12 protein-coding genes are annotated in these 15,374 nt (G+C 42.4%); 8 read left to right on the top strand and 4 right to left on the bottom strand.

The window, feature by feature from the left end:
- The first annotated feature begins 111 nt into the window (after positions 1–111).
- From ACP7AE_RS05970 to ACP7AE_RS05985, 4 genes are all read left to right on the top strand, one after another.
- A complete protein-coding gene (locus ACP7AE_RS05970) occupies positions 112–2,589 on the top strand; it encodes a heavy metal translocating P-type ATPase (protein ID WP_426241941.1) in 2,478 nt (825 codons plus the stop codon).
- Positions 2,590–2,654: 65 nt separating this feature from the next.
- On the top strand, positions 2,655–3,047 hold the full coding sequence (locus tag ACP7AE_RS05975) for a MerR family transcriptional regulator (RefSeq protein ID WP_201501423.1): 393 nt from the start codon (positions 2,655–2,657) through the stop codon (positions 3,045–3,047).
- 305 nt (positions 3,048–3,352) lie between these two features.
- Complete coding sequence (locus ACP7AE_RS05980; RefSeq protein ID WP_426241943.1) at positions 3,353–3,802, top strand: hypothetical protein; 450 nt, start codon at positions 3,353–3,355, stop codon at positions 3,800–3,802.
- A gap of 171 nt (positions 3,803–3,973) precedes the next feature.
- Positions 3,974–4,725 (top strand): IS5 family transposase gene (locus ACP7AE_RS05985; protein WP_426241945.1). Its coding sequence is split into 2 segments (ribosomal slippage): positions 3,974–4,181 and positions 4,181–4,725, totalling 753 coding nucleotides; the frame shifts between segments, so codons are not numbered across the junction.
- A 139-nt stretch (positions 4,726–4,864) separates the two neighbouring features.
- On the opposite strand, the gene ACP7AE_RS05990 is transcribed toward ACP7AE_RS05985, so the two are convergent.
- The 4 genes from ACP7AE_RS05990 to lipB all read right to left on the bottom strand — a co-directional run bounded on the left by ACP7AE_RS05990 (position 4,865) and on the right by lipB (position 7,568).
- Positions 4,865–5,191, bottom strand: coding sequence for a ribonuclease E inhibitor RraB (locus ACP7AE_RS05990; protein WP_426241947.1), 327 nt, complete (start codon positions 5,189–5,191; stop codon positions 4,865–4,867).
- 175 nt (positions 5,192–5,366) lie between these two features.
- A complete protein-coding gene (locus ACP7AE_RS05995) occupies positions 5,367–5,834 on the bottom strand; it encodes a hypothetical protein (RefSeq protein WP_426241949.1) in 468 nt (155 codons plus the stop codon).
- Positions 5,835–5,995: 161 nt separating this feature from the next.
- The gene (locus ACP7AE_RS06000; RefSeq protein WP_201501420.1) at positions 5,996–6,526 is read right to left on the bottom strand and encodes an inorganic diphosphatase; all 531 of its coding nucleotides are present in this window, start codon (positions 6,524–6,526) and stop codon (positions 5,996–5,998) included.
- A 208-nt stretch (positions 6,527–6,734) separates the two neighbouring features.
- Complete coding sequence (gene lipB, locus ACP7AE_RS06005; RefSeq protein ID WP_201501419.1) at positions 6,735–7,568, bottom strand: lipoyl(octanoyl) transferase LipB; 834 nt, start codon at positions 7,566–7,568, stop codon at positions 6,735–6,737.
- A 602-nt stretch (positions 7,569–8,170) separates the two neighbouring features.
- Here lipB and ACP7AE_RS06010 point away from each other — a divergent pair.
- From ACP7AE_RS06010 to msrAB, 4 genes are all read left to right on the top strand, one after another.
- Positions 8,171–9,655: a coniferyl aldehyde dehydrogenase gene (locus ACP7AE_RS06010; protein ID WP_426241952.1), complete on the top strand. Its 1,485-nt coding sequence runs from the start codon at positions 8,171–8,173 to the stop codon at positions 9,653–9,655.
- A gap of 368 nt (positions 9,656–10,023) precedes the next feature.
- Entirely contained in the window at positions 10,024–11,955 is a 1,932-nt protein-coding gene (locus ACP7AE_RS06015; RefSeq protein ID WP_426241954.1) for a glycine betaine ABC transporter substrate-binding protein, read from the top strand.
- 75 nt (positions 11,956–12,030) lie between these two features.
- Positions 12,031–12,939 carry an ATP-binding cassette domain-containing protein gene (locus ACP7AE_RS06020; protein ID WP_426241956.1) on the top strand — a complete coding sequence of 303 codons (909 nt, stop codon included), beginning with the start codon at positions 12,031–12,033 and terminating at the stop codon, positions 12,937–12,939.
- Between the two features lie 292 nt (positions 12,940–13,231).
- Positions 13,232–15,046 carry a bifunctional peptide-methionine (S)-S-oxide reductase MsrA/peptide-methionine (R)-S-oxide reductase MsrB gene (gene msrAB, locus ACP7AE_RS06025; RefSeq protein WP_426241958.1) on the top strand — a complete coding sequence of 605 codons (1,815 nt, stop codon included), beginning with the start codon at positions 13,232–13,234 and terminating at the stop codon, positions 15,044–15,046.
- The last annotated feature ends 328 nt before the right edge of the window (positions 15,047–15,374 follow it).

The raw sequence follows: 15,374 nt of genomic DNA on the forward strand, positions 1-15,374 counted from the left end.
AAGCCTTGTCATGATGGTAAGGTCAAACATATTTTAAAAAAACAGGCTTGACCTTACCATCATGTCAACCTCTATGCTGTTGATAACAGATTGAACATGATAGAGGGTGTTATGAACTCAGAAAATAGTAAGTCTTATCTTTACAATGAAATATTGCCAATTGAGGGTATGACCTGTGCTTCCTGTGTGGGACGGGTGGAAAAAGTATTAAAAAAAGTTGAAGGTGTTGAAAATGCTGAGGTGAATCTAGCGACTGAAAACGCCATGATTTCCTCGTCTCAACCTTTAGACCTTATCGCAGTAACCAAAGCCGTAGAACGAGCCGGTTATAAGATCTTGGCCTCTCAGCCGATTGAGCTGTCGATAGAAGGTATGACTTGTGCTTCCTGTGTTGGACGGGTAGAAAAAGCCTTAAAAAAAGTCGAGGGCGTACAACAAGCAAACGTCAACCTTGCTACCGAACGAGCATGGATACAAGGCAACGCTCAAGTACAGAGCAGCGATTTGATTCAAGCCGTTAAAAAAGCAGGATACACGGCTAAGCAGATTGAGCAGAGTGTGAGTGTTCAACAGGATAAAAAAGCCACGGAACAGCAGCAGCTGAAACGAGATTTGACGATCTCTTTAATTCTAGCTGTGCCTGTTTTTATTCTAGAAATGGGGTCACATATGATTCCAGCTTTTCATATGTGGGTCATGGACAATATCGGCACGCAACAAAGCTGGCTGATTCAATTTGTTTTGACCACGCTGGTACTCATCTTTCCAGGGCGACGTTTTTATCAAAAAGGTATTCCAGCATTATGGCGCTTTGCTCCAGATATGAATTCATTGGTGGCTGTGGGCACACTGGCGGCCTATAGTTTTTCACTAGTCGCTACATTTACTCCACAAGTCCTACCTGAAGGCACTGTGAATGTTTATTACGAAGCGGCCGCTGTGATTGTAAGCTTAATTTTATTAGGGCGTTATTTTGAGGCAAAAGCCAAAGGGCGTACCTCTCAAGCCATTCAACATCTAGTGGGTATGCAAGCAAAAACAGCACGTGTTCACCACAATGGGCAAATGATTGAAGTGCCGATTGCAGAAGTGACCACAGAAACGATTGTTGAGATTCGTCCCGGTGAGCGTGTTCCAGTCGATGGTGAAGTCGTTGAAGGTCAAAGTTATATTGATGAATCCATGATTACAGGTGAACCCGTGCCTGTCAAAAAACAAGTCGGTGATCAAGTAGTCGGAGGAACGGTCAATCAGAATGGGACCTTGAATTTTCGGGCGACTGCTATCGGAGAATCGTCGGTATTGGCACAAATCATTCGCATGGTTGAACAGGCTCAAGGGTCTAAATTACCGATTCAGGCATTGGTTGATAAAGTCACTATGTGGTTTGTCCCCATGGTCATGCTCTTAGCAATGCTCACTTTTATAGTCTGGTTTATCTTTGGTCCTGACCCTGCGTTGACGTTTAGTCTCGTCAACGCCGTTGCCGTCCTAATCATTGCTTGTCCCTGTGCAATGGGATTGGCAACCCCTACATCCATAATGGTTGGTACAGGTCGCGGCGCAGAAATGGGCGTCTTATTCCGCAAAGGTGAAGCGTTACAAGCTTTACAGGAAGTAAAAGTCATTGCTGTCGATAAAACTGGCACATTGACTGAAGGCAAACCAACCTTAACAGACTTTTATGTCCAACCAGGGTTCGAACGTGAGCAAGTCTTGCGTATTGTGGCATCGGTTGAAGCAAAATCTGAACATCCCATTGCCCTAGCCATTGTTCATGCTGCAGAGCAACAAGATATCAGCTTATTACCGATTACCACTTTTGACTCTGTGACGGGATTTGGAATCAAAGCAGAAGTTGAAGGTCAAGCCGTTCATATTGGTGCTGATCGTTATATGCAGCAATTAGGACTTGATGTTACGCGCTTTAAAGACGAAGCCGCGCACTTAGGACAAGAAGCTAAAACCCCCATATATATTGCGATTGATCAGAAATTGGCTGCTATTATTGCCGTTGCAGATCCTATTAAAGACAGCACTTATGCCGCGATTGCAGGTTTACATCAACTGGGATTAAAAGTAGCAATGATTACAGGCGACAATCGCCATACTGCGCAAGCGATTGCCGCAAAATTACATATTGATCAAGTGATCGCAGAAGTGTTGCCTGATGGAAAAGTAGATGCGATACGTCAACTGCAGCAACAATATGGACGAGTGGCTTTTGTTGGTGATGGTATTAATGATGCACCCGCTCTTGCTCAAGCTGATGTCGGTCTGGCGATTGGGACAGGGACAGATGTGGCAATTGAAGCCGCAGATGTAGTGTTGATGTCGGGTAGTTTACAAGGGGTTCCTAATGCGATTGCTTTAAGTAAGGCCACCATCAAAAATATTCGACAAAATCTATTTTGGGCATTTTTCTATAATATTGCTCTGATTCCAATTGCCGCAGGGGTTTTATATCCAGCATTTGGAATTTTGTTGTCCTCCATTTTTGCAGCAGGCGCAATGGCCCTATCTTCTGTTTTTGTGCTAGGTAATGCCTTACGCTTAAAGTACTTTCAGGTGCCAACGATTAAAGAATAGATTGTACTAAGATAGGGTTAAAGTAGCTGTTTGGCTTTAACCCTTTTTATATCAGGAGGAAAGTTATGAATATCGGTCAAGCGTCAGAGCTATCGGGAATCTCTCCCAAAATGATCCGCTATTATGAACAAATCGGGTTGCTTGATGCCGTAAAACGCTCAAATTCAGGGTATCGAATGTATTCTAAACAAGATATAAAAGACTTATGCTTTTTGAGACAGGCTCGTGATTTAGGTTTTTCCTCCAAACAGATGAAAGAGTTGCTTGATTTGCGAAAAAATACAGATCGGCAGAGTGCTGATGTTAAACAATTAACACTGCAACATATCGTAACTTTGAACCAAAAAATAGCTCAATTACAAGATATGGTGAGCTTATTACAGATTTCTGCTGATCATTGCTCAGGTGATGCAAACGCAGATTGTGCCATACTAAAAGATCTTGAACAGAGTAAATAAAGTAAATTAGATATAATCTTACCTGTTTTTTATGCATATCTCAGTCTGAAAAAACATGTGTCTAAAAGAATACTTTCAGAAAAAATTAAGGCTATGGTACCCTAGTGAGGACTTGAATCTTTGGCTGTAGGCTATTAATAGCAATGGTTTTAGTTATTGAAGTGCCAGCGGTGTACTTCGTTGTGTACATGCAGTGAGCTTTTCGATGTTGAATCGCATTACTGCTACCTATTAAATAATTTAATAGGTAGCGCGATAGGTACTACACTAGTAATCACTATAAGTCATTCTCAAGAGCAATAGAAATGAGTAGCTTAGTCAATTACGATAAAAACATATCCGTTCAGCTTGCACCAGTTTCTTATAATGAGTTTGGCGTAATGTGCAGCTTGGAAGTAAAAACAGAGCTGATGTGCTTGGATTTTAAAAATGTTAATGAAGTAAATAGATATATGTCATACGAGAATATAACTTATCTGAAAAAACAACTTACAAAGCTGGATAATTTAGATCAGTATGAAGAGGAAGATGAACTAGTTTTTTCTATCTATCCTATTGATATGTTCTTCAGTATGGATATCTTTAAATCAAATGACTACTTGTTGTTTATCAAGCTAAGAGTGCCTGTTGGAGTTTATACAAACGGTAAAATTACAGGATATGACTTTGGTTTGGATTTTTCCGTTAGGGCAAGTGCTTTTAAATTATTTTTAGAGGACTTTCTCAATGATTGCCAAGAAATTTCGATTTCTTAATAACCTATCTGTAAGTGACGTGTGCTTATGGTGAACCAATCATATCATGTGCTTTCACCGGTTCGGTGCGCTATACAGGAGTCGAACTACTAGGGCGTGTCTTCAATTGGTTAAGCCATAAATAATAGTTACAATACCGCATCTATTGAGACGCTGCGAGAAGTACAAGTCATGGCAAGAACAGCACTAACAGATACGCTTTGGGATCAACTTCAATCAACGATGACACAGCATGGCTGCTATCAAACTCAAAACAGTCGAGAGGTCATGGAAGCCATACTGTGGAAGGTGCGCACAGGTGCGCCTTGGCGTGACATACCTAAAGAATTGTGTTCTTGGAAAACAGCTTATAGTCGCTTTAATCGCTGGTCGAAAACTGGCTTATGGGCGAATTTTTTTTTAGCTTACGAAAAGAAACTGATACGGAATGGGTATTCACAGACGGAAGCTATGTTCGCTGTCACCAGCATGCAAGTGGAGCTCGGCGTGGTGAAGATAGAGCAATTGGACGAAGCCGTGGCGGCGCAACTACAAAGATACACCTATCCTGTGATGCCGATGGATATCCGCTCCATTTTAAAATCACTGGGGGTGACGTCCACGACAGTCAAGTTGCAGGTGAATTGATTGACATGATTAGGCATGCAGATTACTTCATCGCTGATAAAGGCTATGATTCACAAGCGATCAGGGATAAAGCTTGCATGCATGACATGATTCCTATAATTCCCAAAAGAAGCAATACTAAAGCACCTAATCCAGAATTTGATAGCTACTTATACAAACTGCGCCATCTTGTTGAGAATATGTTCGCAAGGCTCAAACACTTTCGTAGTATCGCCACTCGCTATGAAAAGTTAGCTCGTAATTTTAAGTCAATGCTTTATCTGGCGTGTACTATCGTCCATTGTAAGATGAATTGAAGACACGCCCTAGTTTTAGATATGACTTTCATGACTATGAAATTGACAGTATAGGTTATGACCACTAAGCTGTTTGATTAAAATCTATAAGGTTTATCTCTACAGTTTGTTCAATATAACTCAAAGGTTGGTTTTTGATTTAATTACCAAAAGATCCAAAACCATCTATATAACCACCATACGGCTCTGCTATAGCATTCAGTAATGATTCAGTTTCTACTACATCATCATAGCTAGGAATCATGGATATTTTACAATAGCATGTAAAATCATCTTCTTCCTCTTCAATGCTGAAAGTAGTATTTGGTAAAGCTTCCTTAATTTTTTCTACTACTAAGATTCCAAAACTCTCAGATGGTACTGAGATAAAAAAATCTATTTCGATCATTTTTGTCAAATCTGTTCCATCATCTTTTAATCTTTGCAATGCATTCCCAGTATCATCATTCGGTAGTTCCTTATTCATCTTGATGTCCTTTGTTCATATTTAAAGTAATAGAGATATTAGAAAAGGCTATACCCCAAGGGAACCAGACGTTTCACCCCAAAAACCCATTAACAGACTACTTAAAACAGACTGCTATAATGGAACCACTTAAAACAGACTATAAAAAATTTAACACGACAACATCCTATCCTAGTTAACCAAATACCCGCCATAATATCCAAAATAATCCAGCCATAATGATGGCAATTACCAATAGCCGTTTCAGCCAATAGGGTATCAGCGGTTTTTTATAGCCTAAATCATTAAGCTGGCTGTCCACACCATTTTGTAGGCTCTTGAATCCTCGACTTTGCTTAGTTGTTTTGACGCGATTTTTTATCAGCTGTCCAGTTTCATCCTCAGCACCTTGCTCTCTATCAAAGCTAATAGCATGGTTAGGAATGCCTTGCTTGCTGGCGATAGTGTTGAGTTTTTGCTGCTGCTTTACCTTTAATTGTGTCTCATAGGCATCAATCCTATTCTTGGCGTCATCCATACTAATGCCTTCATCTGCCGCCAAAGTCTTGATCGCCATCACTAAATTGTTTTTTTCGATCATCATGATGACGTCTCTTGGCAGCTTTGGATTGACTGGTTTTGAGCTAGGGTCGGGGTTAAACATGACTGTCCTTATGGCGATATGAAAAATAGGCATCGATAGTGTTGATTATTATAACCATTTTACAGTAGTAATATTCAATCAAAAAAATACCGCAATCACGATAATGACTGCGGCATTTTAATAGCTATCCTTTATTAGCATTTCTGCCAATTTTTGATAGACTATAGGTCTTTCCAGCGTTGGATAGACTCTTTGATGACTTCTTTTGCTTCTGCAACATTGCCCCAAGATTCAACGACCGTAGTGCCTGGTTTTTTCAGATCTTTATAGTGGCTGAAATGGAACTCTAACTGGTTGATTAGCTGTTTTGGTAGATCAGCCAAGCTGTTATAAGCATTGCCTGTATCACGGTCGTCAGCAGGTACGACGACGATCTTATCATCGACTTCGCCATCATCAACGAATTTCATCACACCAATGACTTTGGCTTTTAAGAAAATACCAGTTGGTAGTGGCTGCTCAGTCAGCAATAACACATCAAGCTCATCACCATCTTCGTCAAGCGTTTGCGGGATAAAACCATAGTTACAAGGCTTAGCAAAAATCTGTGGATCAATACGATCAAGCTCAAATACCGCCAGTTCGCGATTCCACTCAATTTTATGGCTGCTACCAGCTGGGATTTCTACTACTACGTTGATAATGCCGCCGTCTACATCGCCTGCGTCCAAAATTTTATTAAAATCTGCCATAAAGTACTCCAATTTGCTTTTGTTTTAAGTGCTTGAATAATAAGTGATGATAAAAGAATAACGTCGCGGCACTGCGATATTATCACTGTGCCCAATATGTGCCGCCTGCGATTATAACAAGTTTGACTCAAATTTTCTCACAATGCTTAAGTCTAAGCGTGCACGATATTATGCAAAAAAAGATTATGCAAAAATGGACTCAAAGAACTCACTTGGGTGCGAGTGCGCGTAGCTCAATGAGTCCAGCATGACGCTTAGCAATGTTATCAATAAGTTTTTGGGTCACTTGCTCATAGCTTAAGGCTTCACCAGTTTGTTCATCTGACTCTTTTTGCATAGCCACAAAGTCGGATAACCGTAACATTTGCATCCCTGCATAGCCGCACGGATTAATCGCATTAAATGCGGACAAGTCACAATTTAAATTAAGCGCAATACCGTGATAGCTAAACCCATGTTTAATTTTGAAGCCTAACGATGCCATTTTTCCAAGCATAATTTTATCATCGACGGAGGTACTGTTGGCTGGTGCATCGGTATCGGTATTGTCACTGTCATCCGCTACAGATGTATCAGCATATAGATAAACACCGGGTGCGTCACGACGCGCATGGGCGCTGATGGCTGTTGTGTCTGATGAAGCAGGATTTTGCAAACAGTCATTGATAACGTCTTCGATTGCTTGCTCGGCATGCGAGACCAAGTTGCGCACACTCCAGCCCAAGCTATTCAAATCGAACAACCAATAAATAACCAGCTGGCCGTGACCATGCCATGTCACTTGACCGCCGCGATCCGTTTTTATAATAGGCGTATTGGTACGTTGCAAGATGTGCTCTTCTTTACCTGCTTGCCCTAAAGTATAGACATCATTGTGATCGACAATCCATAACTCGTCAGGTGTGCGCAGTCCTTGCTGTTTTTTTAAGTCAATACGCGCAAGTGTACGTGCTAGCATCGCATCGAGAGTGGGAACGTAATCAGCTGTTGTTAGAGATTTGCTGATCAGTGTGTCATTAAGCTGTTGCGTGGTGTTTTGCATGAGAGTCGCAGTCTTATTGTGGTCTGGTTCGAAGAGGTGTATCACTGATATCCAGTCGTGATATCGATAGTGAGTGTAGCAGTTTTTGCGATTGGTACCCAAGATTATCTCTGGTCACGCTGTAAAACTCAACAATCAAAACACTGATAAATGCCCTAACGGAGTAGCCATAATAAGCAAAATTTCTCAGTGCTTAATATGAAATTGCTAGCATTGTGATGCGTGTTTCTAGACACTTATTTCATATAGACGCAGGAGTCAACTTAATGTGCTGTTCATTGATTCGTTGATGCGCTACATTAAAGTGCAATGAATGGAATCGCATTACTTATGTTCAGGGGTTGCCATCAATGTGACCCGCTGATTAGGGCGTGTCCTCAATTCAATCGATTACTTTCTAAATGGGCTGAAAATGGCTAAATTTTGCCAAACATCGTCAAATAGCTTATTAATATCTCGATATTATTTGCGCTACTTTCCTTGTTTGACGGCAATTTATCTCATGTTTATCACCATTTTTAAAATGAGGACAAGCCCTAGAAATACAGAGTCTCTAACCCAATAGAGTATATTGACTCCAACGCAGATGACAAGGAAGATAAATGACAGATAATAATCAAAACATGAATGAGCAGACCTCAATCGACATGGATATGTTGCAGCAACCTGCGCCAAAATCGCCTAGTATTGCTAATACGGTTGATGAGATGCGAGCGCAATTTTCACGCTTACAAACACTCAGTCGCACGCAGCCAATCAATGACTGGGCCACTCGTGAAACCCAACTAGACAGTCTGGAAATTATGCTTAGCGATAACCAAGCCAGTTTCGCCAAAGCGATCAGTGCCGACTTTGGTTATCGTAGCGAATCAGAGACCCAGTTTGCCGAGTTGTTTCCTAGCTTTACTGGCATCAGTCATGCCAAAAAGCACGGTAAAAAATGGATGAAAGTTCAGCGGGCTTCTATTTCAGCGCTGTATATGCCAGCTCATAATGAAATCCAGCCTCAGCCATTGGGCGTGGTTGGTATCATGGTGCCTTGGAACTATCCACTATTTTTAGCAGTAGGACCGATGATTGATGCACTCACTGCTGGCAACAGAGTTATGATCAAGATGAGTGAAGCGGCACCGCAGTTCGCCCAAGCATTTGCCAGTGCGATTGCTCGTTATTTTTCACCAGACATGATTTGTGTCGTACTGGGTGAGGTAGACATTGCGGTTGCTTTTAGTGAGCTGCCTTTTGATCATCTGCTTTATACGGGCTCTACAGCTGTGGGCAAAAAAGTCATGGCGGCGGCGGCTCCTAACTTAACACCCGTCACGCTCGAGCTGGGTGGTAAATCACCGGTCGTCGTGTTAGAGGGCGCAAACTTAGAAAACGCTGTCAATCGTGTGATGATGGGCAAAACACTAAATGCGGGTCAGACCTGTATTGCCCCTGATTATGTACTGATTCAGCGCCAATATCATGAAGAGTTTATCCGTTTAGCAAAAGAGTGGATGGAAAAGCACTATCCAAATATTGAGACCAATCCAGATTACTCACGTATTATCAATGGCGAGCAATTTAAGCGTGTCAAAGGCTATCTAGATGCATTATCGAGCGATGGGATCCATAAGCTCACTGATGCTGAGTCTAATATCGAAACGCGTCTAATGCCGCCTGTCATCGTGAGTGAGCCTGCCCCTGATAGTGATGTGATGCAGGACGAGATTTTTGCGCCGATTTTGCCATTGATGCATTACGATACGCTTGATGATGCCATTCATTTTGTCAACGAGCGACCACGCCCACTGGCGCTATATGTTTTTGGTGATAACTATAACGCCCTAGAGAAAGTACGTAACAATACGGTCTCTGGCGGCCTATGTATTAATGAAGTGCTGATACATGTTGCCCAGCATGACTTACCGTTTGGCGGGGTTGGCGATTCAGGAACCGGTGCTTACCATGGTAAAGCGGGATTCGAGCGTCTTAGTCATATGAAACCAGTATTTGTACAATCCAAGTTGAATGGGTTGAATTTGTTGTTGCCACCTTATGGCGGGTTGTTTAAAAAAGCCATGGCAATGTTTTTAAAATAACAAATGCTAAAGCGAGCAAAGTTGACATAGCTTTCTTTCAAGCAAACAAAAATACTTAATCATTGTGAGTAATCATATAAGCAAAGTCAAAAAATAGCATCTATCTTAATAGGTGCTATTTTTTTGCATAAAAGTAAGCGATAAAAAATTAATGAGCATTTGTCATCTTGTCTATAAATCGCTACACTTTGTAGTGAGTCTAAACGATAGTAGTATTAGTTTTAGATGAAGACGTTGTCTAGTCTTCAACGACTGAATGAGCCATCAGCGACTGAATGAGTCATAAGTAGTACACGCTTGGCGTAAAGCAATAATGTTATTGACTTGGGCGTTCATTTCCATAATAAAAATTATAAATAGGATACCTTATGCGCCAATGGATTGCGTTAAGTTTACTATGCATGAGCGTGTTGTTACTGCCAGTATCGGCATCAGCAGCTTGTGATGCACCAATCAAATTTGGCGCTCTGACATGGGAGAGCGGTCAATTTATCTCTGGGGTGCTTAAGTACATCGCTGAAGATGGCTATGATTGTACAATTGAAGAGGTGCCGGGTGCTGGTCCTGCACTCGAAACGGCATTGTCACAAAACGACATTCAAGTGATTGGCGAGCAGTGGGTTGGACGCTCGCCAATTATGGAACAAGCCATCGAGCAGAATAAAGTGGCAGTCATCGGTAATACGCTCAAAGGCGGTGCAACTCAAGGTTGGTATGTACCCAAATATGTATTAGAAGAAAACCCAGGTCTACGCAGTTATAAAGATTTGCCTAAATATGCTGAGCTGTTTAAAGATCCTGAAGACCCTAGCAAATCACGCTTTATGAATTGTCCGTCTGGTTGGACGTGTGAGATTTTCAATACTCGCTTGCTGAAGAATACAGGTTTAGATAGTATTTTTAACAATGCCCACCCCGGAACTGGCGCGGCTCTCGATGCCGAGATTGCTTCCGCGTTTGAGCAACATAAGCCACTACTGTTTTATTACTGGCAGCCTACGGGCTTGATGGCAAAATATGACTTTGCTCCTCTGGCGTTTCCTGCTCATAAAGATGCCTGTTGGCAAGACTTATTACGAGCGGATGGCACCGCCGATTGTGTGTCTGGATTCCCTGTCTCACCTTTAGGTATCGCAGTATCTACCCCCTTCATTGAATCCAATCCAGAGCTTGCTGATGTCTTTAAAAAAGTTCAGTTTAGCTCCGATGAGCTCAATGGTGCTATCTTGGAGATGAGTGAAAATAAACGTAGTGGCGATGAGCAAGCACTAGCATTTTTGCGTAAATATCCGAGCGTCTGGCAAGCATGGTTGTCTGATGAAGCAGCCAGTAACCTTGCGGCTAAGCTAGGCATCAGCTTAACGGGCGAGGCTATCACTGCGGATGCAACCGTCTCTAGCACTAATCGATCGACCTCATTATCGAGCTTTCCTTCATGGTCGCTTGAAACCCCGCTTAATAACACATTGGCAAGCGTTGTCCAAGATTATGGCGATGTGTTTCGTACCGTCAGTACTATGGCTTTAACCTATCTATTGCTACCGATTGAGCGTCTATTAACCACTATGCCGCCTTGGCTCATCATTGCGCTTGTGAGCGTATTGGCATGGTTTGGCGTCCGTAAAATCTGGTTTGCACTGGCATGTGGCGCCGGACTGTTTCTCATTGGCGCATTTGGATTATGGGGCGCATTGATTGATACCTTGGCACTGCTCATCGTATCAGTGTTGGTGACCGTCGTGATTGGTATTCCTATTGGCATTGCTATGTCGGGCAGTAAAATTCTTCGCAAGGTTGTGACGCCGATACTGGATGTGATGCAGACCATGCCAAGTTTTGTCTATTTGATACCCGTATTGATGCTATTTGGGATTGGCAAAGTGCCTGCGCTATTTGCCACTATTATTTATGCCTTGCCGCCACTGATTCGGCTGACGACATTGGGGATTACCCAAGTCAATCACGAGATGGTCGAAGCAGGGCGCTCGTTCGGTAGCACACACTTGCAGCTGCTCATTTGGATTAAATTGCCGCAAGCATTACCCAGTATTATGGCGGGCGTGAATCAAGCAGTGATGATGTCGCTCTCTATGGTGGTGCTCGCGTCTATGATTGGCGCACCGGGGCTTGGCGAAGATGTGTTGCAATCGATTCAAACGCTTAATATCGGTCAGGGCTTGCAAGCAGGCACGGCGATTGTCATCGTTGCCATTATCATTGACCGTATCACCCAAGCGTTCGGTCAAGGCAAGCGTGCTCGGCAAAAAACCATCGATGCTGGCAGGCATCCCATTGGTTAATTATCAATGCCATGGTCGAATGTTCAACACGCCCTAATCATAATGATAACTAGAAAAATAAAAATGAGAGCCATCATGAATCATATTCAATTGGAAAATATCAGCAAGATTTATAATGCCAATAGCTCGCAAGCAAAGTCTGCATTGGCATTACTAGGACAAGGTATGGATAGTATTCAGGTAAAGGAACAAACAGGCTATTCGGTCGGGCTTTATGACATCAATTTAAGCGTTAAAGCAGGTGAGCTGCATTGTATTATGGGCTTGTCAGGTTCAGGAAAATCAACCTTGATACGCCATATCAATCGTTTGATTGACCCAACCAGCGGTAAAATATGGGTTGATACTTCTATTAATGCTAAGCCGTCTACTATTACTAAGCCCTCGACTAATGCTAAACCCTCTGCTGATTTATTAGAAAATGGAAAATCATCATCTGCTATTAATATTTTAGAGCTAAATGATAAAGCGCTACAGCATTATCGCCAGCAGACACTCAGTATGGTTTTTCAGCATTTTGGTTTGGTGCCACATATGACGGTGCTGCAAAACGTCGCTTACGGCTTGCGAGTGCGAAAAATGAGTATCAAAGAACGCCACGAGGTTGCTCGGCATTGGCTCAATGAAGTTGGGCTAGCAAATTTGGAGAAAAGTTACCCTGATGAGCTGTCAGGAGGGATGCAGCAGCGTGTCGGGCTGGCGCGTGCCTTAGCAACCGATAATCCGATATTGCTGATGGACGAGGCTTTCTCTGCCCTTGATCCCCTCATTCGTGCCCAATTACAAGACCAACTACTTGAGCTACAAGCACGGCTAAATAAAACCATCGTCTTTATCACTCATGATATCGATGAAGCGATTAAGGTCGGTCAGCGGATTAGTATTTTAAATGGTGGGCGTTTGGTACAAACGGATACACCCAGTGAATTGCGCCACAACCCAGCTGATGAGTATGTGGCTCAGTTTATGGGTGCTAAAATTTAATTTAAAAATAACACGACGTTGTTTTATAAAATGCTGTTTTATAAATGGCACCTGCAAAATGATAGATTTCTGTCTATATCATTATTCTTACACTGTTGTTAAAAAAGTGTAGCAACCCATTAGTTACTATTAAAGTAAACTCCATCATCGATGTATACTATTAAGATACTCTAATAGTGTATTAGCTTTGCTAAAATCTTGATTTATCCACTCTCATTGATCACGTAAGAAGACCATGAGCGAGCATAAAAACTCAGTTTATGATCGTAAGACTTCGTAAAAAGGACCTCGCATGCCGCATAAGAAAATTCGCCATAATGATCGTAGTCATACTAATAAATTAGCGACAGACTCACCACGTGATTCATCACGTTGGCTAAAGAATGTCAGTGCCGTTGGTGTCACGACAGTACTGAGTGCTGGTATATTGGTCGCTTGTGGACAAATGAGTAGTGCGGAGAGCAATGCAAGTAGCACGACTAAATCAGCCAAGCAAAACAGTGGAGTAACTAGCTCACGTGATATGTTGCCCTCCGATATGCTTGGGCAAATGCAAGCACTGCCGCAATTGACAAAAGGCTTAGGTGACACGGGCACAGCAGTCATTGATCCTAATAAACCGACATTGATTAAATTTTGGGCAAGCTGGTGCCCATTATGCTTGGGCACGTTGGCAGAAACCGAAGAATGGCGTACCGATCCCAAGTTCGCTGATTTAAATGTCGTGACTGTTGTCAGTCCTGGTCATCTAAACGAAAAAGCTGATGGCGATTTTAGCACTTGGTATGCAGGCGTCCAAGCAGACTATCCAAAGCTACCAGTATTGTCTGACGCTTCAGGCGAGCTGATTAATAAGCTTGGCGTGCAAGTTTATCCAAGCTGGGCGATACTCGATAAAAGCGGCAACTTGGTGCATTTGGTGAAAGGCAATATATCGGCAGAGCAAGCCTATGCTCTCGCTGAAAATGCCAATAATGATTTTGCTGAGCTTAAAGCAGGGAGTGCTAAACCAGCAAACGCGCAAACCTTGGACAACAACAATAAAATTGAAACTATCAAACAAAAAGAGGGCGTTTATTATAACGATAAAGGCAAAGCGATTAATACACGCTCAATCTACTTGGCGGGTGGCTGCTTCTGGGGCGTAGAAGCTTATATGGAGCGCGTCGAGGGTGTGGTCGACGCTGTATCAGGCTATGCCAACGGCGATACCGCCAATCCAAGCTACGAGCAAGTGATTCGTGGCTCAGGTCATGCCGAAGCTGTCAAAGTCACTTACGATGCGGATAAAACAGATCTTGATACTATCTTAAAATACTACTTCCGCGTGATTGATCCAACCAGCCTCAACAAACAAGGCAATGATCGCGGTGTGCAGTACCGCTCAGGCGTTTATTACACCGATAAAGAAGATAAAGCAGTGATTGATGCTGCTCTCAAACGTGTGCAAAGCCAGTATAAACAAAAAATTGTGGTAGAAAATGAGCCGCTAGACAATTTCTACTTAGCTGAAATGTACCATCAGGATTATCTGGCAAAAAACCCAAATGGCTATTGTCACGTTGATTTAAGCCTTGCCGATGATAAACCAGAAGGCACTGCGCGTACCAAGCTTGCACCTGCAAGTACCGTTGCTGAGACTTTAGACCCTAAGCGTTATGCAGGATTTGATAAAGGCGCGCTCAAAAACACCTTGACCAAAGCACAATACAATATCACGCAAGATGCCGGTACTGAGCGCGCCTTTAGCCATGAATATGATAATTTATTTGCGCCGGGTATCTATGTCGACGTGGTGAGCGGTGAACCTTTATTTTTATCAACCGATAAGTACCAGTCTGGCTGTGGTTGGCCAAGCTTTACTAAGCCGATTGATATGCAAGTCATTACTCAGCATGAAGACACCGCTTTTAATATGGTACGCACTGAAGTTCGCTCGCGAGTAGCAGACTCACATCTGGGTCATGTATTCCCTGATGGGCCAAAAGATCGTGGCGGGCTGCGCTATTGTATCAATGGCGGTGCGCTACAGTTCATTCCAGTCGATGTGATGCCGCAGTCAGGCTATGCGCCATTAGTGAAGTTGGTTAAGCCTGCAAAACCTTAACTATTAATACTGATAATCGACTTTATATAGAGACGTTAAGATAATTCTTAGCGTTTTTTTTATGACTGATGCCTTGAGCATAATTACTATCACAGCATTATGGTTCGTTTTATTATCGTTGTATTTTTGCTGTTATAGCCGTTGAGTTATGAAAAACCAACCAAACTTCGTTATACTCAAAAGCTGAGCGTTTTCTATTATTAATACTTTTATCATCTAGCGCCGTAAAACCACGTCCTTCTAGGGCGTGGATATCAGGCGTCAACCGTTGTCACCTAAGATTGAACATACCTTGATAACCAAATACATTGAGATCATAATTACCCCA

It is taken from the genome of Psychrobacter sp. TWP2-1-2 (assembly GCF_049896785.1).
Lineage (GTDB): Bacteria > Pseudomonadota > Gammaproteobacteria > Pseudomonadales > Moraxellaceae > Psychrobacter.

Excerpts from the sequence above, each read along its gene's own strand:
- ACP7AE_RS05970 (WP_426241941.1), top strand. The coding sequence starts at position 112 with ATGAACTCAGAAAATAGTAAGTCTTATCTTTACAATGAAATATTGCCA.
- ACP7AE_RS05975 (WP_201501423.1), top strand. The coding sequence starts at position 2,655 with ATGAATATCGGTCAAGCGTCAGAGCTATCGGGAATCTCTCCCAAAATG.
- ACP7AE_RS05980 (WP_426241943.1), top strand. The coding sequence starts at position 3,353 with ATGAGTAGCTTAGTCAATTACGATAAAAACATATCCGTTCAGCTTGCA.
- ACP7AE_RS05990 (WP_426241947.1), bottom strand. The coding sequence starts at position 5,191 with ATGAATAAGGAACTACCGAATGATGATACTGGGAATGCATTGCAAAGA.
- ACP7AE_RS05995 (WP_426241949.1), bottom strand. The coding sequence starts at position 5,834 with ATGTTTAACCCCGACCCTAGCTCAAAACCAGTCAATCCAAAGCTGCCA.
- ACP7AE_RS06000 (WP_201501420.1), bottom strand. The coding sequence starts at position 6,526 with ATGGCAGATTTTAATAAAATTTTGGACGCAGGCGATGTAGACGGCGGC.
- lipB (WP_201501419.1), bottom strand. The coding sequence starts at position 7,568 with ATGCAAAACACCACGCAACAGCTTAATGACACACTGATCAGCAAATCT.
- ACP7AE_RS06010 (WP_426241952.1), top strand. The coding sequence starts at position 8,171 with ATGACAGATAATAATCAAAACATGAATGAGCAGACCTCAATCGACATG.
- ACP7AE_RS06015 (WP_426241954.1), top strand. The coding sequence starts at position 10,024 with ATGCGCCAATGGATTGCGTTAAGTTTACTATGCATGAGCGTGTTGTTA.
- ACP7AE_RS06020 (WP_426241956.1), top strand. The coding sequence starts at position 12,031 with ATGAATCATATTCAATTGGAAAATATCAGCAAGATTTATAATGCCAAT.
- msrAB (WP_426241958.1), top strand. The coding sequence starts at position 13,232 with ATGCCGCATAAGAAAATTCGCCATAATGATCGTAGTCATACTAATAAA.